Origin of the sequence: Aequorivita aquimaris, from assembly GCF_001573155.1 — a bacterium.
Taxonomy (GTDB): Bacteria; Bacteroidota; Bacteroidia; order Flavobacteriales; family Flavobacteriaceae; genus Aequorivita; species Aequorivita aquimaris.
This window is the reverse complement of the sequence record NZ_JRWG01000005.1, coordinates 234,138-257,475: the sequence shown is the minus strand read 5'-3', so window position 1 is coordinate 257,475 and position 23,338 is coordinate 234,138. Positions and strand designations below refer to the sequence as shown.

22 protein-coding genes and 1 tRNA gene are annotated in these 23,338 nt (G+C 40.7%); 12 read left to right on the top strand and 11 right to left on the bottom strand.

Features of this window, described 5'->3' with window-relative positions; translation table 11 throughout:
- Positions 1-201 precede the first annotated feature (201 nt).
- From proS to rpsT, 3 genes are all read left to right on the top strand, one after another.
- Positions 202-1,677 carry a proline--tRNA ligase gene (proS, locus tag LS48_RS10110; RefSeq protein WP_062622415.1) on the top strand — a complete coding sequence of 492 codons (1,476 nt, stop codon included), beginning with the start codon at positions 202-204 and terminating at the stop codon, positions 1,675-1,677.
- Positions 1,678-1,758: 81 nt separating this feature from the next.
- Positions 1,759-1,830: transfer RNA gene (locus LS48_RS10105), tRNA-Glu, on the top strand.
- Between the two features lie 27 nt (positions 1,831-1,857).
- Positions 1,858-2,109: a 30S ribosomal protein S20 gene (gene rpsT / locus LS48_RS10100; RefSeq protein WP_045080838.1), complete on the top strand. Its 252-nt coding sequence runs from the start codon at positions 1,858-1,860 to the stop codon at positions 2,107-2,109.
- 54 nt (positions 2,110-2,163) lie between these two features.
- Here the strand turns inward: rpsT and LS48_RS10095 are convergent, their stop codons facing one another.
- From LS48_RS10095 to surE, 4 genes are all read right to left on the bottom strand, one after another.
- Positions 2,164-3,258: a hypothetical protein gene (locus tag LS48_RS10095; RefSeq protein WP_062622414.1), complete on the bottom strand. Its 1,095-nt coding sequence runs from the start codon at positions 3,256-3,258 to the stop codon at positions 2,164-2,166.
- Positions 3,259-3,330: 72 nt separating this feature from the next.
- The gene (gene coaD / locus LS48_RS10090; RefSeq protein WP_062622413.1) at positions 3,331-3,768 is read right to left on the bottom strand and encodes a pantetheine-phosphate adenylyltransferase; all 438 of its coding nucleotides are present in this window, start codon (positions 3,766-3,768) and stop codon (positions 3,331-3,333) included.
- 54 nt (positions 3,769-3,822) lie between these two features.
- Positions 3,823-4,110, bottom strand: a complete 288-nt coding sequence (locus LS48_RS10085; RefSeq protein WP_062622412.1) for a hypothetical protein — start codon at positions 4,108-4,110, stop codon at positions 3,823-3,825.
- Positions 4,111-4,236: 126 nt separating this feature from the next.
- On the bottom strand, positions 4,237-5,013 hold the full coding sequence (gene surE / locus LS48_RS10080) for a 5'/3'-nucleotidase SurE (protein ID WP_062622431.1): 777 nt from the start codon (positions 5,011-5,013) through the stop codon (positions 4,237-4,239).
- A gap of 188 nt (positions 5,014-5,201) precedes the next feature.
- On the opposite strand from surE, the gene LS48_RS10075 reads away from it, so the two are divergent.
- The 3 genes from LS48_RS10075 to LS48_RS10065 all read left to right on the top strand — a co-directional run bounded on the left by LS48_RS10075 (position 5,202) and on the right by LS48_RS10065 (position 9,401).
- On the top strand, positions 5,202-7,406 hold the full coding sequence (locus LS48_RS10075; RefSeq protein ID WP_062622411.1) for a carboxy terminal-processing peptidase: 2,205 nt from the start codon (positions 5,202-5,204) through the stop codon (positions 7,404-7,406).
- A gap of 62 nt (positions 7,407-7,468) precedes the next feature.
- Positions 7,469-8,575: an ABC transporter permease gene (locus tag LS48_RS10070; protein WP_062622410.1), complete on the top strand. Its 1,107-nt coding sequence runs from the start codon at positions 7,469-7,471 to the stop codon at positions 8,573-8,575.
- A gap of 10 nt (positions 8,576-8,585) precedes the next feature.
- On the top strand, positions 8,586-9,401 hold the full coding sequence (locus tag LS48_RS10065; RefSeq protein ID WP_062622409.1) for a DNA/RNA non-specific endonuclease: 816 nt from the start codon (positions 8,586-8,588) through the stop codon (positions 9,399-9,401).
- An 88-nt stretch (positions 9,402-9,489) separates the two neighbouring features.
- Here LS48_RS10065 and rodA read toward each other — a convergent pair whose 3' ends face one another.
- From rodA to purH, 6 genes are all read right to left on the bottom strand, one after another.
- The gene (gene rodA / locus LS48_RS10060; protein ID WP_062622408.1) at positions 9,490-10,746 is read right to left on the bottom strand and encodes a rod shape-determining protein RodA; all 1,257 of its coding nucleotides are present in this window, start codon (positions 10,744-10,746) and stop codon (positions 9,490-9,492) included.
- Positions 10,746-12,608, bottom strand: a complete 1,863-nt coding sequence (gene mrdA / locus LS48_RS10055; protein WP_062622407.1) for a penicillin-binding protein 2 — start codon at positions 12,606-12,608, stop codon at positions 10,746-10,748. The genes rodA and mrdA overlap by 1 nt, the downstream gene beginning before the upstream one ends.
- Positions 12,608-13,114 (bottom strand): hypothetical protein, encoded by a 507-nt coding sequence (locus tag LS48_RS10050; protein WP_062622406.1) that lies wholly within the window; start codon positions 13,112-13,114, stop codon positions 12,608-12,610. Before LS48_RS10050 ends, mrdA begins: the two co-directional genes overlap by 1 nt.
- Positions 13,101-13,931 (bottom strand): rod shape-determining protein MreC, encoded by an 831-nt coding sequence (mreC, locus tag LS48_RS10045; protein ID WP_062622405.1) that lies wholly within the window; start codon positions 13,929-13,931, stop codon positions 13,101-13,103. Before mreC ends, LS48_RS10050 begins: the two co-directional genes overlap by 14 nt.
- A 100-nt stretch (positions 13,932-14,031) precedes the next feature.
- Positions 14,032-15,060: a rod shape-determining protein gene (locus LS48_RS10040; RefSeq protein WP_045080783.1), complete on the bottom strand. Its 1,029-nt coding sequence runs from the start codon at positions 15,058-15,060 to the stop codon at positions 14,032-14,034.
- A gap of 64 nt (positions 15,061-15,124) precedes the next feature.
- Positions 15,125-16,657, bottom strand: coding sequence for a bifunctional phosphoribosylaminoimidazolecarboxamide formyltransferase/IMP cyclohydrolase (gene purH / locus LS48_RS10035; protein ID WP_062622404.1), 1,533 nt, complete (start codon positions 16,655-16,657; stop codon positions 15,125-15,127).
- 165 nt (positions 16,658-16,822) lie between these two features.
- On the opposite strand from purH, the gene LS48_RS10030 reads away from it, so the two are divergent.
- The gene (locus LS48_RS10030; RefSeq protein ID WP_062622403.1) at positions 16,823-18,079 is read left to right on the top strand and encodes an ABC transporter permease; all 1,257 of its coding nucleotides are present in this window, start codon (positions 16,823-16,825) and stop codon (positions 18,077-18,079) included.
- A gap of 211 nt (positions 18,080-18,290) precedes the next feature.
- Here the strand turns inward: LS48_RS10030 and LS48_RS10025 are convergent, their stop codons facing one another.
- Positions 18,291-18,746 (bottom strand): XrtF-associated fRMsr-like GAF protein, encoded by a 456-nt coding sequence (locus tag LS48_RS10025; RefSeq protein WP_062622402.1) that lies wholly within the window; start codon positions 18,744-18,746, stop codon positions 18,291-18,293.
- A gap of 156 nt (positions 18,747-18,902) precedes the next feature.
- Here LS48_RS10025 and xrtF point away from each other — a divergent pair, with 156 nt between their 5' ends.
- From xrtF to LS48_RS10000, 5 genes are all read left to right on the top strand, one after another.
- Complete coding sequence (gene xrtF / locus LS48_RS10020) at positions 18,903-19,448, top strand: exosortase family protein XrtF (RefSeq protein WP_062622401.1); 546 nt, start codon at positions 18,903-18,905, stop codon at positions 19,446-19,448.
- Complete coding sequence (locus LS48_RS10015; protein WP_062622400.1) at positions 19,445-19,879, top strand: exosortase F system-associated membrane protein; 435 nt, start codon at positions 19,445-19,447, stop codon at positions 19,877-19,879. Before xrtF ends, LS48_RS10015 begins: the two co-directional genes overlap by 4 nt.
- A 36-nt stretch (positions 19,880-19,915) precedes the next feature.
- A complete protein-coding gene (locus LS48_RS10010; protein WP_062622399.1) occupies positions 19,916-20,458 on the top strand; it encodes a DUF3347 domain-containing protein in 543 nt (180 codons plus the stop codon).
- Between the two features lie 54 nt (positions 20,459-20,512).
- Positions 20,513-20,932 carry an HYC_CC_PP family protein gene (locus LS48_RS10005; RefSeq protein WP_131807719.1) on the top strand — a complete coding sequence of 140 codons (420 nt, stop codon included), beginning with the start codon at positions 20,513-20,515 and terminating at the stop codon, positions 20,930-20,932.
- 110 nt (positions 20,933-21,042) lie between these two features.
- Positions 21,043-23,322, top strand: a complete 2,280-nt coding sequence (locus LS48_RS10000; protein WP_062622397.1) for a multicopper oxidase domain-containing protein — start codon at positions 21,043-21,045, stop codon at positions 23,320-23,322.
- Positions 23,323-23,338 lie beyond the last annotated feature (16 nt).

The window sequence follows — 23,338 nt, the reverse complement described above, 5'->3', positions numbered from 1 at the left end:
ACCATTGTTGTGGGTTCCACATGATGTTAGCAAAAAGGCGAAAAGGCCTATAAATGCTAAAGGCAAGGAACGTTTAATATTTATATTTTGAAAGGACATATCTGTGGTAATTTTATTGTTGAACTTCATAAAAATAAGTAGTTTTGCGGACAATAACTAATCATTTAACATAGACACAACATTTGTGCCAAAAAGTAGGTTATGGCAAAGAATTTAACAACTAGAGCGGAAGATTATTCCAAATGGTATAACGAGCTGGTAATCAAAGCAGACCTTGCCGAAAACTCAGGAGTTCGTGGATGCATGGTCATAAAACCATATGGATATGCCATCTGGGAAAGAATGCAGGCAGAGCTGGATAGAATGTTTAAGGAAACTGGGCATCAAAATGCTTATTTCCCACTCTTTATTCCGAAATCATACTTCAGTAAGGAAGCCAGCCATGTGGATGGTTTTGCAAAGGAATGTGCCGTTGTTACTCACTATAGATTAAAAAATGCCGAAGATGGCAGCGGGATTATTGTGGACCCCGACGCAAAGCTGGAGGAAGAACTCATTGTCCGTCCCACTTCCGAAACGATTATTTGGGATACTTACCGCAAATGGATTCAGTCCTATAGAGATTTGCCTCTTTTGATCAACCAATGGGCAAATGTCGTCCGTTGGGAAATGCGCACGCGTTTATTTCTTCGTACCGCAGAGTTTCTTTGGCAAGAAGGCCACACGGCCCACGCCACAAAAGAAGAAGCAATCGCTGAAGCGGAACAAATGATGAACGTTTATGCGGAGTTTGCTGAAAATTACATGGCTATTCCGGTGATTAAGGGAACCAAGACCGAGAGCGAGCGTTTTGCCGGTGCCCTGGAAACATATTGCATTGAAGCCTTAATGCAGGATGGAAAGGCACTGCAGGCCGGAACTTCACATTTTTTGGGTCAAAATTTCGCAAAGGCCTTTGATGTGAAATTTGCTGCAAAAGATGGGTCATTGGATTATGTCTGGGCAACATCTTGGGGCGTTTCCACCCGATTGATGGGGGCTTTGGTGATGACCCACAGTGATGATAACGGTTTGGTGCTGCCTCCAAACTTGGCGCCGGACCAAGTAGTTATCGTTCCTATTTACAGAAAAGATGAAGAATTTGAAGCCGTAAATGAAGTCGCATTAGATTTGATGAAGAAAATGCGGGCAAAAGGAATTCGTGTTAAATACGACAATCGTGATACGCACAAACCGGGCTGGAAATTTAATGAATACGAATTGAAGGGTGTTCCTGTTCGTATAGCCATTGGTCCGAAAGACGTAGAGAAAGGAACTGTGGAACTTGCGAGAAGAGACACGCTTCAAAAAGAATTTATAGACAAGGAAAAAGTTGTGGGTAGGGTAATTTCTTTAATGAATGAAATTCAAGAAACACTTTTTCAAAAAGCGGTTTCATATAGATCTGAACACACTACGGAAGTTGCTTCATATGAAGAGTTTAAGTCCGTTTTAAATGGAAAAGGTGGCTTTGTCTTGGCACATTGGGATGGCACTTCCGAAACCGAGGAGCGAATTAAAAACGAAACAAAAGCGACCATTAGATGTATTCCTTTGGAAGGTGATAATGCTTCGGGAATTTGCATTTTTACTGGGAAGCCTTCCGAGAGAAAAGTGCTTTTTGCGAAAGCATATTAATTTTTTTTGAAAAAAGTTATTTAGGATTTGCGCCATTCAAAAATTGTTGTATTTTTGCATCCGCATTTGAAAATAAAAAATGGTCCGTTCGTCTAGGGGTTAGGACGCCAGGTTTTCATCCTGGTAACAGGGGTTCGATTCCCCTACGGACTACAAAAATTAGAATTTAAGAAAAACACAATGGCAAATCACAAGTCAGCATTAAAGAGAATAAGAAGCAACGAGGCAAAGCGCTTGCGTAACCGTTACCAGCACAAAACTGCACGTAACGCCATGAAGAAGTTTCAAGAGCTTTCTGATAAGAAAGAAGCTGAAGCCATGTTTCCAAGTGTTGTTTCTATGATTGACAAATTGGCGAAGAAAAACATTATTCATTCGAATAAAGCTTCCAATTTAAAATCAAATATGGCTAAGCACGTAGCTGCGCTATAGTTTCTTTTTAATAAAATTTTTTAAAAACCCTTTCAGGAAACTGAGAGGGTTTTTTTATTTCAGAATTTTAAAGGACTCAAACGATTTTTTAAGACTGTCCCAGGCAAAATGTGCGCCTTCAATTTGTGGAGAGTATTGGGCAGAGCAGAAATAAATATAATCGTCGTTTTTCAATAGCCTGTAAAGACGGTATATGCTGAAACTCGCATAGGGTTCACCATCGAGGGAAACATTCTTTAACTTGTTTTTTGTGGTCCAGAGTAGGGAGTTGTCGTCGGTTTTGAGCGAATCAATGGTTTCTTTGATAATCGACCCAAAATTGAGAAATAAATTGGGCAGACTACTGTCAAGAAAAGGAGTGTCCATATCGTTTTTGTCCATAGCCATTATTTTGAAATCGACCGCAAAACCAATTTTTGATACATTTTCGGTTTGGTTCAGTTTTACACGAGCTTCTTTTATTTCTTCTTCGGAAACTTCGGTTCCCTCTTTTTTGAATTTTTCTACCATATTTACCAAGTATTCTTCAATGCTTTCGGTAGATGTATTTTCGTCCATTTCAATAGCCTTAGGCTCTCCAAAAACCACAGATACTATCTTTGCATTGAAAAATAGTTTTCCGTAGGGAGAATTTGCCGTAATCAATTCTTCCAATTGGTCATCCGGAAGATTTGTAAAGTAAGTGCTACGAACAAAATCTGCATATTTTATAAATTTTGGAGCATGCCATCCATCGCCAACTGGTTTTTCGAAAGAAAACTGCAGCATATTGTCTGTAAACATATTTAGGCCTGTTTCCAGCTCTTTGGTGGTGCTTTTTTCGGGATCTACAGAAATTTCCATATTGTCCACCTTAACAGTCTGTTGTGCTTTTATGCGTTCAGTTTCGGCGTTAAATCTGTCAATATTGAACTTGCGCTTTTGTTTGCTGTCTATCAACCAGGCAATCATAAGTGCCATGGCCAGAAGGAACATCATGAGTGGATAGAGAATGAAAATTGGATCGGAGGCTGGAGTAAGCGTCATTGCCAAAACCAGCATTCCCTCCATGACCAAAACTACTAATGTAAAGAGTCCAAGCCAGCTTTTGACGGCATTAATAATTGTGGACTTTTTTTCTTTTTCATGTGAAGTGTTTTCCTGCCCCATAACTTGAAAACTTTATTTGGTTAAAATTAGTTCTCATAAAGATATGAATATTTCAGAAAGGAAAGGAAAATATTAAGGTATTAAGTCCTGATAATCACCGCCATGCCTTGCAATATCCCTAACAATTGATGATGAGATATGCGAATACTCTGGGCTGCTGATCAAAAAAACGCTATCTACCCCGTTTACCTTTGCATTGGCTTGGGCGATGGACTGTTCATAGGCAAAGTCGATGCTGTTACGAAGCCCGCGAACAATAAATTGTGCTTTTTCATTTTTACAGAAATTTGCCGTAAGCCCTATATAGCTTTTTACTTTAATCCGGGACTCATTTTTAAAAACGTCTTCTATAAACTTAATACGCTCTTCCAAAGAAAACATTGTTTTTTTATCGGCATTCACGCCTATGGCAATAATCAACTCATCAAAAAGCGGCAGCGCACGTTTTATAATATCTACATGGCCAAGGGTTATGGGGTCAAAAGTTCCGGGAAAAACTGCGCGTCTCATTTTAAAAATATTTTGATACTAAGTTAATGAGTAATTATTAAAACGATTTTCTTTTCAGAAAAATTTCGAGATCAAAATAGCAAGCGCGGCGATAACGGTAGCTAAAACCACACCCCGGGCACGGTAATATTGATTCTTTTTCAAAAGAATAAAAAACACAATCAGGTTTAAAATTGCGCCCAGGGCTATTAAACTTCCCAGAAAGTCATTTTCCAGTGCTGCCTTTAGTGTTGATTCTAAACTAAGTTCAGAAAAAAAGAAAATGTACAAATAGGTGCCGGCCATATTTGCCAGCAAACCGATTACTAAACCAATAAGAATTTCTTTTACGTGTGGCTTCATTTTTTCGGTTATCAGTTATCTGTTATCGGTTATTAGTTTTGGGTTTTCAGTTTATTTTTTTTCAATAAAGCATTCGTTATTCTCCATAATGTATTCATTAGTTTCCCCCTTTGGGGGTTAGGGGGACTAAAAATCCCAAGTGTTGAGTTCTTTCATAGCGTGATGAGCCGTCAGGTCAAACTGAACCGGAACCACAGACACAAAACCATTGTGAAGCGCCCATTCGTCGGTATCTTCGCCTTTGTCCTCATTTACAAATTCTCCCGTTAGCCAGTAATAATCGCGGCCCAGTGGATTGGTTCTTTTATCAAATTTTTCTTCCCAATGGGCGTTGGCCTGGCGACAAACCTTAATGCCCTTAATTTCTGAAGCATTTAATTTTGGAATGTTCACATTTAAGACCACGCCTTTCGGAAGTCCGTTTTTTAAGGTTTGCTGCGCAATTGCTTTTACAAACTTTTTTGAGGGTCCAAAATCTGCCTCCATTGAATAATCCAAAAGCGAAAACCCAATGGATGGTATACCCAATGTTCCGGCTTCCACGGCAGCGCTCATTGTTCCGCTGTAAATTACGTTGATGGATGAATTGCTCCCGTGGTTAATACCGCTCACGCAAAGATCGGGCTTGCGTTTCAAGATTTCGTTTACTGCTATTTTTACACAATCTACGGGCGTTCCGCTGCAACTATATTCTTTGTGTGGGTCGTCATTGGTAACTTTTATACTATTGCAATACAAAGTGTCGTTAATGGTTATGGCGTGGCCCATTCCACTTTGTGGAGAGTCTGGGGCTACAACCATTACATCGCCCAGCGAATTCATAACCTCAATCAAAGTGCGGATTCCCGGGGCATTAATGCCATCGTCATTGGTAACTAATATCAGCGGTCTTTTTTTGGACATAAAATCTTTTAAATTTTGAAAAACAAAAATACATTTATTAATTATGTCCCGAGAGCCTTCGGGAGCAGAATTCTGGATTTCGGATCGAAAAAAACTGTTTAACAAAAAATTAGTACCAATATACTTTAATGGCACAGTTTTTTATATAATTTAGGCACTCATAAAATAATACCACGACTATGCGGATAATGAAAAAGAATTTTAAAGTTTTGTTTTTGGCGGTTTTCGTTGCTGTGGCTTCCTGCAGTTTTACTACCAAGGAGTTTAACGATCCCGACAAGGATAAACTACTTATAGACCTTATTACCTATGTCCTTCAAAAAGGGCACTATGACCCAAAAGATATTAATGACGAATTTTCTGCCGGAGTTTATAAAGATTTCATCAACGGACTCGATCCGTTAAAGAGATATTTCCTTGCTTCAGATATTGAGGAATTCAGCAAATATAAAACAGAGATTGACGATCAGATCAAAAACAAGGATTTGTCGTTTTTTGATTTGGTTTACAACCGTTTTAATGAGCGAATGGAGGATGTGAAGAAAATTTACCCAGAAGTGCTCGATAAGCCTTTTGACTTTTCCGCAAATGAAACCATTAACGTAGATTATGATAATCTTGCCTATGCAAATTCCATAAAAGAATTAAAGGCCCGTTGGAAACAACAGTTGAAATTCACTACACTTTCCGCTTATTATGATTTGGTTGAAGACCAAAAAAATCGCGAAAAGGGAATTACATCCTCTACCGATAAAGATGATGAAGCGGATACTTCCGAAGTTTCAAATACTGCAAAAACTGCCTCAGCAGATGAGGCTTTTGAACGAAAATCATTGGCAGAGCTTGAAGCGAAAGCCCGCGAGACAACCAAAAGTTCACTGGATGAATATTTCGATTTTACAAAAGATTTAGAGCGAAAAGATTATTTCTCAATCTATTTGAATACTATAGTTGAAGAGTTTGATCCGCACACAAATTATTTTGCTCCGCCCGATAAAGATAGATTCGATCTTCGTATGTCTGGAAAATTGGAAGGTATTGGGGCTAGACTTCAAAAAAAGAACGATTACATCACTATTATTGAAATTATAAGCGGTGGTCCAGCTTGGCGCAGTGAGAAAGTAGAGGTAGGCGATGTAATTTTAAAAGTGAAACAAGAGGATGAAAAGGATGCGGTTAGCATAGTAGGCATGCGCATTGACGATGCCGTAAAGTTAATCAAGGGGCCAAAAGGCACCAAGGTTACACTTACCATTAAAAACGTGGACGGAACCATTACAGATAAAGTTATTACCCGTGATGTGGTTGAACTCGAAGAAACATATGCAAAATCGTCTTTGATTGATAAGGGCAATCGCAAATTTGGGCTAATCAACCTACCGCAGTTCTACTTTGATATGGAAAACTACAAAGAGCGCAACGCTGCAACCGATGTTAAAAAGGAAATTCTTCGTTTGAAAGAACAAGGAATGGAAGGATTGGTTTTGGACCTTCGCGACAATGGCGGAGGGTCTTTGCGTACGGCTGTTGATATTGCAGGGCTTTTCATCAAAAAAGGCCCGGTAGTACAAGTGGCTTCCAATGGAAATAAGGAAGTGCTTGAGGATAAAGATAGCGAGATTGTTTGGGACGGACCATTAGTAATTTTGGTAAATGAACTTTCTGCATCCGCTTCCGAAATTCTTGCCGCGGCTATGCAGGATTACAAACGTGCCATTATTTTGGGAAGCAAACAAACCTATGGAAAAGGTACCGTTCAAAATGTAATTGATTTAAACCAATGGCTTCGTAAAAATGATTTGGGCGATATGGGTGCTTTAAAAATCACTTCTCAGAAATTTTACCGCGTAAATGGAGGCTCTACCCAACTTGAGGGAGTTAAGAGCGATGTGGTCATGCCAGATCGTTATAGCTACATAGATGTTGGTGAACGCGATTACGATAATCCTTTGCCTTATGATAAGATTGATGCAGCAAAATATGATGTTTGGGATGGTTATATTGATTATGATGAAACTATTGAAAAAAGCAAAGCACGAATGGCACAGAATGAACAGTTGAAATTAATAGATGATAATGCACGCTGGATTAAGGAGCGTCGGGATGAAAAAGTAGTGAATTTGAATTTTGATAAATATAGCGCCGAAATAGAGCAACGCAAAAAGGAAACCGAACGTTTTGATGCCATTGATGAATATGATAACCATCTTACTTTTGAATCATTACCGTACGAAACTGCATTAATGAAGAAAGACACTACCCTTTCTGAAAAACGTAAAAGATGGCACAAAAACCTGAGCAAGGACATGTATATTGAAGAGGCAGTCCACGTTCTTGAAGATTTAAAACTAAACAATATCAAAGCTGGAAAAGTTGCCGATATTAAAAACTAATTATAGTGAAACCGAATACGAGTTTCTGAATGAAACACGCTAAATTTTACTAAATTTGAAGTGTGAAAAACTCCACTTCATTAACCCAGATAGCGCTCCGAAAGTTCAAAAAAAACTTTTGGGGCGTTTTCAGTTTGTGCTTTTTGTCACTTTGTGTTTTGGTGGCGATTTTTGCGTATGCCTTGGCGCCGGATAATTCAGAGAACGCAAACCAGATGCATCTTTCCATTCATTCCAAAAACCCGGGATTTTCGGTGCAAATGCTCAGGATTCCCGCAGCCGTTGAAAAACAAAACCCTTTGTCCGTTTTTTTCTTCGGAAAAAAGAATGCCGATACCGAGATTCCTGTTTCAAAATACGTTTTAAAGAAAAATTCCATTGAAATAACCGAATACACGCCGGACGGGACCGAAGGTTTGCAAAAGGAATATTCGCTTTCACTTTTCCCAGATGCTTCTTCCGTAGAAGAAATTCCGCAGAAATACATTTCCGAAAAAAAGTTCCTCCTCGGTACCGATAAATACGGCCGCGATTTGTTGAGCCGAATGCTCATCGGGATTCGCATTTCATTGGCAATTGGCTTTGTTGCGGTCTTCATTTCATTGGTCATCGGAATCACCATGGGCGCCATCGCGGGTTATTTCGGCGGAAAAGTGGATGCTGCTATAATGTGGCTCATAAACGTTACTTGGTCTATTCCAACTTTACTTTTGGTGATTGCTATTACCTTAGCTCTGGGGAAGGGTTTTTGGCAGGTTTTTATCGCCGTCGGGCTTACTATGTGGGTAGAAGTTGCCCGTGTGGTCCGCGGGCAGGTAATGGGCGTAAAACAGATGCAATATGTTACCGCTGCCCGGGCGTTGGGGTTTAATGATTTCAGAATAATCGTTAAACATATTTTGCCCAATAGTATGGCGCCTGTTATAATCATTTCGGCGGCCAATTTTGCGGGTGCAATTCTCATTGAAAGCGGCCTGTCGTTCTTGGGTATCGGCGCCCAACCACCCATGCCCAGTTGGGGCGGCATCATAAAAGACCATTATGCCTATATTATTTTGGGAAAACCCTACCTTGCCCTTATTCCCGGACTGGCCATTATGAGCCTTGTAACAGCTTTTATGCTAATAGGAAATGCCCTGCGCGATGCGATGGATGTGAGGAACGCTTAAAAAAATTTAAATGAACCGAAAATACATATACCCCTTAGTTATTATAATCGTAACAGTTGTACTTTATTATGCTGACGATTTATTCGAAAAGGATGATACTTCAGTTGCTGACACTTCTGTGGTAAAGCAGGATAATTCAAATGAATTTGACGATACTTTCCTTCCCGCCTCAACTACCGGAGCCATCGTAAAACACAACTATTTTACCCTATCCTATTCCGAAGAAAATGAACAAGCGGAGTGGGTAGCTTATGAATTGAAGCAAAGTGATTTGACTAAAAATGAATTTGAGCGACCCTATTTTATTGAAGACAAAAAGGTGAAAACAAAATCTGCGGATTGGCGCAATTATAAGAATTCGGGTTACGATCGCGGCCATTTGGTTCCAGCTGGCGACAGAAGGATGTCCTTTGAAGCCTATAACGAAACGTTTTTGACCAGTAACATAAGTCCGCAAGACCACGATTTTAATGCCGGCATCTGGAACCGACTGGAACAAAAAGTTCGCTATTGGGCCGAAAAATATGACGGTGTGTATGTGGTAACGGGCGGCGTTTTAAAAGGAAAAATGAAAACCATCGGCGAAGAAAATGTTTCGGTGCCGAACGAATTTTATAAAATTGTTGTTGACTTTTCCAATGGTGAATATAAGGCCGTAGCCTTTTTAATTCCGAATAAGCCTTCCAGCGAATCTTTTTATGAATACGCCGTTTCCATAGACGAAGTGGAAGCCAAAACAGGAATTGATTTTTTCCCACAACTGCCGGATTCCATTGAGAATAATTTGGAGTCGATGATAGACTTGCGAGCTTGGGGGCGGAGATAGTTTTTTAGTCCCAGTTTCAGTTTCAGTCTCAGTCGCAGTTTGCAGTAGTGATAAAGTTTCGATTTCGTTTTCGATTTCTGCTTTCGATTTAAGAGTAGTGATAATTCGCCCCGTCCAACTTCACAAAAATAAACAGCAAAATAGTAAAGCCCCAAAGTGCGGAGCCGCCGTAACTAAAGAACGGCAGCGGAATCCCCACGGTTGGGAAAATACCTAATACCATTCCCACATTCACGAAAAAGTGAAAAAATAAAATAGCGGCAACACTGTAGCCATACACCCTTCCGAATTGTGATTTCTGTTTTTCGGCTTTAAAAATAATACGAAGTATGAGTCCCACAAATAGCAAAACCACGACCATACTTCCTACGAAGCCCCATTCTTCGCCCACCGTGCTGAAAATATAATCGGTATGCTGTTCGGGAACGAAATTGCCCTTTGTTTGCGTTCCCTGCGTCCAACCTTTGCCTAGCCAGCCACCGTTGGCAATTGCAATCTCGCTTTGGTGTGTGTTGTAGCCAATTCCGCGCGCATCTACCTCTTTTCCTAAAACAATGTTGAATCGGTCGCGGTGCCGCTGTTCAAACATGTTGTTGAAAATATAGCTCACTGAAAAAGCAAAGGCAATACACCCCGCCGCAATTAAAACATATTTAATAATACTGGGACGTTTTTTTCGATTTCTGAAGAAAATAATACTGCCAATGAGTACAATGGCAACGGCAACCCAAACCGCGCCAAATGCAAGGGTAGATACAAACAGCATTACACCAAAGAGACCTAGAAGAAGATAGACCCCGTGCAATCCTTCCCTGTAAAGCGGAAAGACAAAAGCTGCATAAATAAGGGCACTTCCCGGATCGGGTTGTGGCACAATCAAAATTGCAGGCAGTGCTATGATGATAAAGGCCGCAATTTGATGTTTCAGTTCCTGCATATTAGTTTGTATATCGCTCACGTATTTAGCGAGCGCCAATGCAGTTGCCGCTTTTGCAAATTCACTGGGTTGAAGGCTGAAACTTCCAAAGGCGTACCAAGAGGTTGCTCCCGAAATATTCTTTCCAAAAACAAAAAGCCCTAAAAGCGATACCAACGAGATGATATAGAAGACACTAGCAAATTTTTCGTAAAACTTTGATTCTATCGCGAGCAAAAATATTATAAGAAGTATGCTAAACCCTATAAACATAAACTGTCGGGCGTAGATTTGGTCAAAATCCCAAAACCCTTTTGCGGTATCGCTCAAGGAAGCAGAGTAAATGTTTATCCAGCCCATAATTACGAGGGCGATGTACATAAAGATCATCAGCCAATCAAAGCGTATGTACGTTCTGCTTCCAGCCATTATCGGTTTATTGAGAAAGGTTGGCCACTGTAAGGTTTGGCGTATTCTGCTTCCAGACTGCCTTCCAGTACATATTTTTCCATGTCGGTTCGGGTTATTTCGCCCTTGAGGTATTTTTCAATCATAAGGCCTGCAATGCGTCCCGCCCATCGCGAGCCCCAATATCCGTTTTCCACAAATACCGCAATCGCGATTTTTGGGTTGTCCTTGGGGGCAAAGGCAACAAAGATGGAATGGTCCGTAAGTTGGACGCGTTTGCCGTCAATTCTGGTGAAATTTTCAGCGGTTCCAGTTTTCCCGCACACCTCGATTCCCGGTACTCTTATGGATGAGGCCGTACCCCGTTCATACACCTGGAACATCCCCTCAACCACTGGTTCAAAATATTCCGGTTCAACCGTGGTGTAATGCTTTTCCTTAAATTTCTGGGGAATGGTATCGGGCCCAATAATATTCTTAATAACGTGGGGTGTGTAATAATAACCCCTGTTCGCAATGGCTGCCGTAAAGTTTGCCATTTGCATGGGCGTTAGCAAAACCTCGCCCTGCCCAATAGCATTCGAAATGGTTGCCAAGGAAGACCAATTGTGGGTTGGAAAATCGTGGATTTTATTATAGTATGCCGAAGTTGGAATATTCCCTCTTTTGCCACTTGGAAGGTCATAGCCCAAAAAGTCGCCAAGTCCGAAACTCATCAAATCCCTGCGCCAGGCATCTATCCCTTCTTGAGGAGTGGGGTAGGTATCCATGATTTTTTTATAAACGGTACAGAAGTAGGTATTACAGGAATTTGCAATCCCCGAAACCATAGCGACCGGCCCTCTATGGTGACAGCGAAGAACCCTTCTCCCAAAATGGTAACCACCGGTGCAGCCTACAACATCGTCCATGTCAATCGCATTTTCGTGAAGACCCACTAAGGCGGTAAGCGTTTTAAAAGGCGAACCGGGCGGATATTCCCCCATCAAGACCCTGTCGTATAATGGTTTGGCAAGGGTGTCATACCACAATCTGGTGAAATTTTTTGAACGGTCGCGCCCCACCAATAAAGAAGGGTCGTAACTCGGTGCGGTAACCAAGGCGAGGATTTCTCCACTTTCGGGTTCAATGGCCACAATTCCGCCGCGCTTATGGATCATCAATTCCTGTCCGTATTTTTGAAGCGTAGCGTCAATGGTCAACTGAATATCGTTTCCACGTTCTGGCAAGGTGTCAAAAATTCCATCTTTGTATGGGCCTATATCCCTGTTAAAGCGGTCCTTTTGAATATATTTTACGCCTTTTACGCCGCGCAGGACTTCTTCATATTCCTTTTCAACGCCAGCCGTACCAATAAGTTCGCCCATTTGGTAGTACGGATTTTTCTCTATAATGGCGTTGTTAACTTCGGCTATGTAACCCATCACGTTTGCCGAATGGTCCACTTGGTATTCGCGAAGGGAACGACGCTGGATGTAAAACCCTTCATATTTATACATTTTTTCTGAAAGGGAAGCATAATCGGCCTTGTTCAACTGTGGAATTACTACCGAAGGCAATCTGGGCGAATATACCCGCGCCTTGTGCATAATTTCCTTAAAATCTTCCTTCGTGATTTTCAGCAGACTACAAAATTCCAGCGTATCCAGCGGTTTCACATCGCGCGGTATCACCATCACGTCATACGAAGGCTGGTTGGACACCAAAAGTTTCATATTTCTGTCAAACATATACCCACGCTGCGGATAATCGTACATCACCTTGATAGCGCTGTTCTGCGAAAGCGAATCTGAAGAGGCATCATACACTTGCAAATAGAAAAGCCGCGCGGCGAAAAGCACCCCGCTCAACAAAACCAATCCTATTAAAACAATTTTCCTCATTACGATTTTTTATTAAAAAGAATCATAGTGCACACAACCACGATAATGGTAAAAATTCCGGAAAACAACGTAGATTTCAACAGTAACAGTATATGTTTAAAACTAAAAATTTCCAAGGAAAACATCACAAAATGATGCATTAAAACCAAGGACGCAATATAGGTAAGCCGTTCCATGGGGTCGGCTTTTCTAATTTTGACGCTATTGTATTCATAACTTACACCGAAAGAATATTTTAAAACCACAGGCCGTATGTACGCTATAAAGGCACAGGCCGCGGCGTGAACCCCGCCCGAATCCTCAAAAATATCTATGGAAAGGCCCAAAAGAAAACTGAGAAATATCAAAAGTCCCTTATTGCCGTCAAGCGGATAGAGTATTATGAATAAAATATAGAGGTACGGGTTGATATATCCTGCCAGATTCACATTATTGAGCAGCAGCACCTGAAGGAAAACCAACACCACAAAACGGACAATATTTATAAGAATATCACTGTTCGACATCTTCCACTCCTTTTTCCAAATTCAATATTTCCGCTGCTTCGTTATTTTCAATTAGATACACGTGCTCCAAGCTCGTCATATCATTGAAAAGATCAATATTCACATAATAGTAATTGTCATCGTTATCCAAGTGAAAATCCTTTACCGTGCCTATCAGGATTCCTTCCGGAAAAATGGTGGAACGCCCACCGGTTACAATCGTATCACCTTTTGCAAGTGGAGCAAGTCTTGGTATATCAACCAACTGTACAACATTTGGATTCTCTGTATTCCATTTAAGGGAACCGAAATGACCGGAATTTTTATGTTTTGCATTAATTCTGCTTTGAGTATTCAGAATAGATTGGACGGTGGCGTAATTTTCAGAAACATCGCTCACAATGCCCACGATTCCTTTGGAAGAAATAACGCCCAGGTCAATTTTGATGCTGTCCTTTCGGCCTTTGTCGATGGTAAGCTGATTTTTGGTTTTTGAATAGTTGTTGTTTATTACCCGCGCCGTGAAATAGCTGAATTTGTTGGGAAGCACCGTACTGTCCAGTTTTTCAACGGCTATCACTTCCTTGAATTGGTCCAGCTTTTTCCGAAGCATTAAATTTTCCTGGAGCAGCTGTTCGTTTTCCTTTCCGAGATTGAAATAATCCGTAATGTTGTTTCTGAAGGTATAAATACCGCCCGTGATAAAATTGGCAGAGCTTATATATTTGTCGTTGTGGTAATTGTGCGTCTGGATGGTAAGCGCTACGGAAATTGTAAAAAGCACGGCAAACAACAGGAAATTTTTATTCCGAATAAAGAAATATATAATCTGCTGCATTGCTTTGTGGGGTTAATAAATTCTGCTTTCTATTGCGAGCAACGCCATAAATGGGCAACTATTTTTTAAGTTTTTCAGGGAAAATGTCTCTTCCGAAAAATTATTTAATCAGGACGCTTTTGTACTTGTTCAGGTTTTTTAAGCAAATTCCTGTACCGCGAACCACGGCGCGCAACGGATCTTCGGCAATGTAAACCGGAAGATCGGTTTTTTGCGAAAGCCTTTTGTCGAGCCCGCGAAGCATCGATCCACCGCCGGCAAGATAGATTCCGGTGTTGTAAATATCGGCCGCAAGTTCCGGCGGGGTTTGCGAAAGGGTTTCCATAACCGCATCCTCAATTCGAAGGATGGATTTGTCCAACGCTTTTGCAATTTCCCTGTAAGAAGTTTGAACCTGTTTCGGTTTTCCCGTAAGCAAATCGCGCCCCTGCACGTCCATTTCATCTGGCGGAAGTTCAAGATCTTCGGTTGCTGCACCTATTTGGATCTTTATTTTTTCAGCAGTTCTTTCACCTACATAAAGGTTATGCTGGGTGCGCATGTAATAAACAATATCGTTCGTGAAAACGTCACCTGCAATTTTTATGGATTTGTCGCAAACAATTCCGCCAAGGGCGATTACAGCAATCTCGGTAGTTCCGCCTCCTATGTCCACGACCATATTTCCTTTGGGCTGCATAATGTCAACCCCAATACCGATGGCTGCTGCCATGGGTTCGTGGATCAAATACACTTCCTTTCCGTTAACGCGTTCGGCACTTTCCTTTACCGCGCGCATTTCCACTTCGGTAATTCCGCTGGGAATACAAACCACCATCCGCAACGAAGGTTTTAGCCATTTCTTTTTTAACGCGGGAATGTCGCTGATGAACATATTTATCATCTTTTCACTCGCGTCAAAATCTGCAATTACCCCGTCTTTTAAAGGGCGGATTGTTTTAATGTTTTCGTGTGTTTTTCCCTGCATCATTGCGGCTTCACGGCCTACGGCAATTATTTTCCCCGTAGTGCGGTCGCGTGCAACAATCGAGGGGGCGTCCACAACAACTTTATCGTTATGGATTATCAGGGTATTTGCGGTACCAAGGTCAATGGCTATTTCTTCAGTTAGGAAGTCAAAAAATCCCATAGTGTAAGTCGGTGGTGTTGAAAGTTAACGTGTTAAGTTTGGTTTTTAACAAATGTAATAAAATTTAATGCTTAAAATGGCGCGTTCCGGTAAATACCATTGCCATTTCATTTTCGTTGCAATAATCGATGCTCAATTGGTCCTTGATTGACCCTCCGGGCTGGATTACCGCTGTTATTCCTGCCTTGTCCGCTATTTCCACACAATCGGGAAACGGAAAAAAAGCATCGCTCGCCATCACGGCTCCCTCAAGGTTAAAATTAAAGGATTGTGCTTTTTCTATAGCTTGTCGTAACGCATCAACGCGGCTTGTTTGGCCGGTTCCGCTGGCGCAAAGTTGTTTTCCCTTTGCCAAAACGATAGTGTTTGACTTTGTATGCTTGCAAATTTTTGAAGCGAACAACAAGTCTTCTAACTCTTGGGAATTGGGTTTATTGTTTGTTGGGTGCGTTAAAATTTCAGCACTGTCTGTAATATTGTCTTTATCCTGGACCAAAACGCCGTTCAAACAAGTTCTAACGGTTGTTGAAGGTAATTCAATTTCTTTTTGTACCAACAAGATTCGGTTCTTTTTTCCTTCCAAAATTTCCTGTGCTTTTGCTGAAAAGGAAGGAGCGATGACCACTTCGCAGAAAAGGTCGTGGATTTCATTGGCGGTAGCTTCGTCAATTTCCACATTACTGATCAAAATTCCGCCGAAGGCAGAAACCGGATCGCCCGCCAAAGCAGCCATATAAGCTTGTTGCACGGTCTCGCGCTGTGCAATTCCACAGGCATTATTGTGTTTTAAAATTGCAAAAGTTGGCGCTTCACCCTTAAATTCGTTCATCAAATTTACGGCTGCGTCAACATCCAAAAGGTTGTTGTAGCTCAATTCCTTGCCGTGGAGCTTGGTGAACATTTCATCAAAATTTCCAAAGAAAAAACCTTTTTGGTGCGGGTTTTCGCCGTATCGAAGTTCCTGCCCGTTGGTTTCGCTCAATTTAAAAGCAGGCATTTTTTCTTCTTTGTTGAAATAGTTAAAAATCGCGGTATCGTAATTTGAAGAAACGTTGAAAGATTTTGCTGCAAAACGCTTGCGGTCTTTCAATGAAATTTCGCCATTGTTTGCTGAAATCAATTCCAAAAATTCAGCGTAATCGTCAACCGAGGAAACGCAAATGGTGTCCTTAAAATTTTTCGCTGCTGCGCGAATCAAGGAAATTCCGCCAATGTCGATTTTTTCAATAATATCTGCTTCCGAGGCGCCCGAAGCAACCGTTTTTTCAAAAGGGTACAAATCCACAATCACCGCATCAATTTGTGGAATATTGTATTGCTCCATTTCGGCAACATCGCCTTCGTGGTCCTGACGGTTCAAAATACCGCCAAAAACCTTTGGATGAAGAGTCTTTACGCGACCGCCCAAAATGGAAGGGTAATCGGTTATATCTTCCACCGCAATCACCTCGATACCAATATCGTTGATGAATTTTTGGGTGCCTCCGGTAGAGTATATTTTTACGTTTTGTTCGTGTAGTTTTTTAACAATTGGGGCGAGCCCGTCCTTGCTGAAAACGGAAATTAAAGCGGATGTAATTTTTTTGGAATTGTTCATTATTGAAAATTAAGGTGCAAAAGTACATAATTGCATAGTAAATTTGTAACATAAGCAAAGAGAAAACGTCTTACTTTTCATAAATTTATTAACCCTTTTTGAAATCGATCCCGATAGCAATTGGGACGAAATCGAAAATCGTCAATCATTAATCTAAACTCTTAAATGCTAATATATCTTCGCGTTTTAAAGGAAAGTTTCAATTTTGCACTCAATGCGCTTCGGAACAATAAATTGCGGACCTTCCTCTCATTGGTGGGCGTAACCATTGGGATTTTTTCCATTATCGCGGTCTTGGCGGCGGTTGATTCCTTAAAGCGTGAAATTGAGGGCAGCATCAGCGGGCTGGACAACAGTACGATTATCATCATGCGTTTCAATTTTGGACCGACCGATATTCCGCGTTGGAAATGGCAACAATTCCCCGATGTAACTTTTGATGAATACCAATATCTCGAAAGAAATACTCCAAACATTGAAGCTGCAACCTTTACCCTGAACGTACCGAATGAAAGCGTAAAATATGAAGATAGGCAAGTAGATAACGTGCCAATTGGCGCGGTAACCGATAGCTATTATTATATAGAATCGCTGCAACTTTCCGAAGGACGATTTTTTAATGGTTCAGAGTCAAACAGTGGTTCTATGGTCATTGTTTTGGGCGATGAAATTGCCAATCAACTCTTTGGCGATGCGGCAACCGCCATCGGGAAGGAAGTACGCGTTTATGGCAGAAAGTTTAACGTTATAGGCGTATTGGAAAAGGAAGGGGCGGGTTTATTCGGCAATTCAAAAGATACTTCTATTTGGATGCCGGTGAATGTAGTGCGAAGAATTTATGGCGATAACAACAAAAATACGTTTCCGCAGATAGTAATAAAGCCCGAAAAAGACGTGGACATTGCCGAATTCAAGGCGATGCTCAATCAACAACTGCGGACAAAACGGGGATTGAAACCTGACCAGACAAGCAATTTTTTCATCAACCAACTACAAGGCTTCGCCGATTTTATTGATGAGATTACGGGAACCATGAACGTAATCGGGCTCGTTATCAGTGGGTTTTCACTGCTCGTGGGTGGCTTTGGGATTGCCAATATTATGTTTGTTAGTGTAAAAGAAAGGACCAATTTAATTGGAATCCAAAAATCCTTGGGGGCTAAAAACAAATTCATTCTTTTCCAATTTTTATTTGAAGCGGTTATTCTTTCCGTAATTGGAGGATTGATAGGGTTGTTTTTGGTATTTATCGTTTCAATAATTGCTTCTAGTTTTACTGGCGATTTTGAATTTGTACTCTCGCCGTGGAATATGTTTGTCGGTACCGCAATTTCTGCCGCAATTGGTTTGATATCAGGAATTCTTCCGGCTATTTCGGCCTCAAAATTGGATCCGGTGGAGGCAATCAGGACGGGAATGTAAGCTGCGCAAATTCCAAAATTTTTTAAATCCCAAATTCTAAAAAAGCAACAAGCCTTAAATTCCAAATTCCAAAACCCACACCCCGGCTCTCACCAAGGGAGGGAGAAAAGTCTATTTTTTTTGAATTTTGTTTTTTGAGATTTTTTTGGAATTTGGAATTTGTAATTTGGAATTTTCGAAGAAGTTGCGCAAAAATTTTAGATTAAAAAGCCTAAAGTATCTTCGCAACTTCTTCGTTTACCCATTCCAAAAACCGCTCGTCTTCCGCAGAAAAAGGATCTTCTACGTGTGAATCGATATCGATTTGACCAATGTTTTTTCCATCTTTAAAAAGCGGGATTACAATTTCAGACTTGACAGTGATGCTGCATGCAATATAATTGTCCTGCGCCTTTACATCGGGTACTACAAAATTTTTATTGCTCACGGCCACTTGCCCACAAATGCCCTTTCCGAAGGGAATAACCGTATGGTCCGTAGGTTCACCCGCAAAAGCTTTTAAATGGAGCGTTCGTTCGGCCTCATTGGCGAAATAGAACCCAACCCAATCGTAATAACCTACGGAAGTTTGCAAAAGTTCGCAAACTTCTTTTAAGCGTTGTTCGGCACTCTCGCGTTCGTTGGAAAGTATGGTCGTTATTTTTGGTTTTAAGTGAGTAAAAGGCATAAGTTTTTAAATCTTGATTACTTCGGTAAAAGTATTTCAAAACCATAACAAACACCAAAAACAAATCCTGTATTTTTGTTAAATACGAAAGCTTGAAATTTTCAAATCCCAATTACAGTTTAAATTGCAATAAAGCACAACATCAAACTATAATTTTTGAAGGAACTTTTTAATAAATACAAAACCGTCATTCGCTTTGTGGTGCTTTTTATGGGCACGTATCTTTTGATGAGTGTAATGTATGGACTGTATTTGAAAGCTTCGGAAAACGGAAGTTACTTTCCTGATTTTGTAACCAATCTTGTTGCAAAACAAAGCAGTGCGGTATTGAACGCCTTTGGGTATAATTCAATTTTATTGCCCGACACCTTAGGGCAGGGAATGTTGTTGACCATTGATAACAACTACACCGTGAGTATTGTGGAAGGCTGCAATTCCATTAGCGTAATCATTTTGTTTATGGCTTTTGTTATCGCTTTCGCGGAAGACTTCAAAAAAACCCTGCTGTTTCTTTTTGCTGGAGTGGTATTGATTTACATTGTGAATTTATTTCGCATTGCGATACTTACCGTAGCACTTTATAAATATCCACAATATGAAAATGTCTTGCATTCCGTAGTTTTTCCGGGTATTATTTATAGTATGGTTTTTATTTTGTGGATGATTTGGGTGCGGATGCTGAAACCGAATTCGGCTAAATGAAAAGGATTCTAAAAATATTTGGCGTTATAATTCTCGCAAGTTTGCTGGTGTTGATTCGCGCTTTTGAAGATATACTTTTCTACGACCCATTGCTTCATTTTTTTGAAATAGATTACAAATCTATGCCCTTGCCGAAAATGGACGCCTTTGCGCTCCAAACGGGAGTGGCACTGCGGTTTTTGCTGAATACAATCATTTCTTTGGCAATACTATGGTTGGTTTTTAAGGATAGACAAATCATCAAACTTTCTCTTATACTTTACAGTTTTCTTTTTTCAATACTTTTTTTGGCTTTCAGTTTTATCATTTTTACTTCGGAGGAATCGAGCGGACATTTTGTATTGTTTTACGTAAGAAGATTCCTGATTCAGCCATTGTTTCTACTTATTTTACTCCCTGCTTTTTACTTTCAGAAGTACAAATCACGCTGATTTTTTAATACCTTTGTTGTTCTAAAATTTTTTAAAATGAAAAATAGATCCCTGATTTTCTTCTCACTAATTTCTTTAGCGGTTTTTTCCTGTAAAGACAATACAAAACAAGATGCCCCCGAGGTTGTAACCGTAGACAATTCAACTGTTAAGGTTTATGAAATTCCACCAGTAGCAGTAGAATTCAACGACCCAAAAGTTGAGGCCATTTTTGAACAATACATACAGGTTGAAGCAGCCTTGGTAAACACCGATGCCGCTAAAACAGCCACCGAAGCCACAAAACTTGAAACGCTCCTTAAAGATGCAGAGGCAGATGAGGCCACACAAACCGCAGTTTCTGCAATGGCTACTTCCGAAGATATTGCTGTTCAAAGAGAAAATTTTGAAACCTTAAGCAGCAGTATTGAAAAAATGCTCCAGGGAAGCCTAAAATCCGGAACGCTATATAAGCAATACTGCCCGATGGCATTTAACAATAAAGGTGCTTACTGGATAAGCAGCAGCAAAGATATTTTGAACCCTTATTTTGGCGATAAGATGCTGAAATGTGGTAGGGTAGATTCTGAGATAAAATGATTTTAACAAAGCCTTCCAATTAATTTGGGAGGCTTTTTGTATTTTTGCGAAAGCATGAAAAAAACCATTTCCATATTTTTATCCGTACTGATGCTTGCCAGCAGCTCGGGAATTGCCTATGCGCAGCATTTTTGCGGTGGGATGGAAATGATGGCAGAAGTTATTCTGGGCGAAAAACAACTTTCCTGTGGAATGAACGAGGCTGCCCCGGTTTCAGATTGTACCGATGAGGGTATTGCTCCCGAAGCCCACGATTGCTGCAAAAATCATATTACCAAAATACAGACTGACGATAATTTTGCAAAAGCCTCGTTCGATTTAAAGTTGAACAAAACCTTTGTAGCTACCTTCGTTTCAGTCTTTGTATTGCAAGAAGTTGAAATTCCTTCCACTGAAAAAATCTTCTTTGCGGATTACAGTCCGCCACCCCTCGAACAGGATTTAAATATTCTGTACGAGACTTTCCTGATTTGATTAATACCCGTCCTTCGATTTTGGTTTAGGCTAAATTCCGGCGGGCATTTCATGATTAAAACTCCAACTTTCTACGGAGCAAGTACTCATATTCAATCAAATCTTAAAAAATGAAATACAAACTTATTATAACCATATTCCTGAATTTGGTTTTTCTGAATTATTCCTACTCACAGGAAAAAGAAAAACCCGTTCGTGAATATACATTAACCATTGAACAACAAACTGTAAATATCACGGGCAAAGAGGTTATGGGAATGACCGTAAACGGAAGCATTCCCGGGCCGACCCTTGAATTTACGGAAGGAGAGCAGGCCGTAATCCACGTAATCAATAAAATGGACGCGGAAACTTCCATCCACTGGCACGGAATATTGTTGCCAAATTTTCAGGACGGTGTGCCTTACCTAACTACGCCACCAATAAAACCAGGAACAACTTTCACATATAACTTTCCTATCAACCATTCCGGAACCTATTGGTACCATTCGCATACCATGCTCCAAGAGCAGAGCGGTGTTTTTGGTTCCATCGTAATTCAACCAAAAGAAAAAACTTTGGATTACGATAAGGAATTGGTGCTTATGCTTTCAGATTGGACCAATGAAAAGCCGAAAGATGTAATGCGCACATTAAAGCGTGGCAGTGAATGGTACGGAATAAAAAAGGGAACTTCCACGCCGCTAAATCAAGTAATTGGCCGCGGTGCATTTGGTGCCCAACTCGATTTTTGGAGGCAGCGAATGGAAGGCGCCGACATTGCTGATATTTATTACTCTGCTTTTTTGATTAACGGTAAACAGCTGGCGGAATATCCGAACTTTAAATCTGGTGAAAAGGTTAGATTGCGAATTATCAATGGTTCGGCCTCTACACAATTTTGGATGACTTTTGGTGGCGAATCACCGCTCTTAATTTCAGCAGATGGACTTGATGTAACTCCCGTAAAAAGGAACAAAACCTTTATCGCCATTGCTGAAACCTATGATTTTATTGTAACTATTCCTCAAAGTGGAAAATTGGAGTTTAGGGCAATGGCACAGGATGGTTCGGGAACTGCTTTGGCGTATTTTGGAAATGGTGAAATAGTTTCTGCCCCGATAGTATCGCAGCCAGATAAGATTGCAATGATGCAGGAAATGGCTAAAATGAAGATGAAAATGGGCGCCCACGCTTTAAAATTTCAGCCAAAAAAAGATGAGCGTTTTGAAATGAAGGAGGAATACGGGATGAAAATGAACGGGATGGAAATGGACCACTCAAAGATGGATCATTCCAAAATGGAAGTGCCAAAAGATTCAATGAAAATGGATCATTCAAAGATGGATCATTCGAAAATGGATATGAAAAATGAGCCGATGCAAATGGATGGGATGGGGATGAATTCAGAATATACCTATGATTATTTGAAATCGCCCGAAAAAACCAGCTATCCCAAAGATACTCCCACAACTGAAATTCTATTGAATCTCACGGGAAATATGAACCGTTACATTTGGAGTTTGAACGGCGTGCCGCTTTCGGAAACGGATAACATCAAAATTAAAGGGAATGAAGTAACTAGAATTACTTTAAACAACCTCACAATGATGCACCACCCAATGCACCTTCACGGGCACTTTTTCAGGGTAATCAACAAAAACGGCGAATATTCTCCTTTAAAACACACGGTAAACGTTCCGCCAATGGAAGAGGTAACAATTGAATTTTATGGGGATGCTTACGGCGATTGGTTTTTCCATTGCCACGTGCTTTACCACATGATGGGTGGAATGGCGCGCGTGTTTAGTTATGAAACGCCGAGAGACCCAAGAATGGAGGAATATCCTGTTTCAACAATCCTGAATGAGGCCAATCATTTTTATACATGGGGAACTGCAGATGTGGCTTCGCATATGGCGGAATTGAACCTAACTTCTTCCAACTTGCGAAACCAGTTCAATGTAATGGCAGAGTATGGTTGGAACCAAAACTTGGAGGCTGAGGTAACCTATGAGCGCTATTTGCACGATTACCTGCGCGTTTTTGGAGGCGTAAATGTAGAAAATGAAACCGAAAATAGCTTAGATGAAATTGAAACCACGGCTATTGCCGGAATTCGGTATTTAACGCCTTATTTGTTTAATTTGGATGTACGGATAGACAATAAGCTGCGCCCCCAGATTGGGCTGGAGCGTGAAATCATGATTTTTCCCCGAACCCTTGCCTTTGGAATGATTGAATACCAAGTCGATTTCGGTTTGGTGGACGATCTGCCCTTAGGAATTGATTACGGCGATGAACTTACTTGGAATGCAGGTCTTGAATATTTTCTTTCAAAGAACTTTTCATTAATGGCCAGTTACGACAACCGTTTTGGTGCGGGAGGTGGCCTATCTATTCGTTTTTAATAACCTTATAAATTAA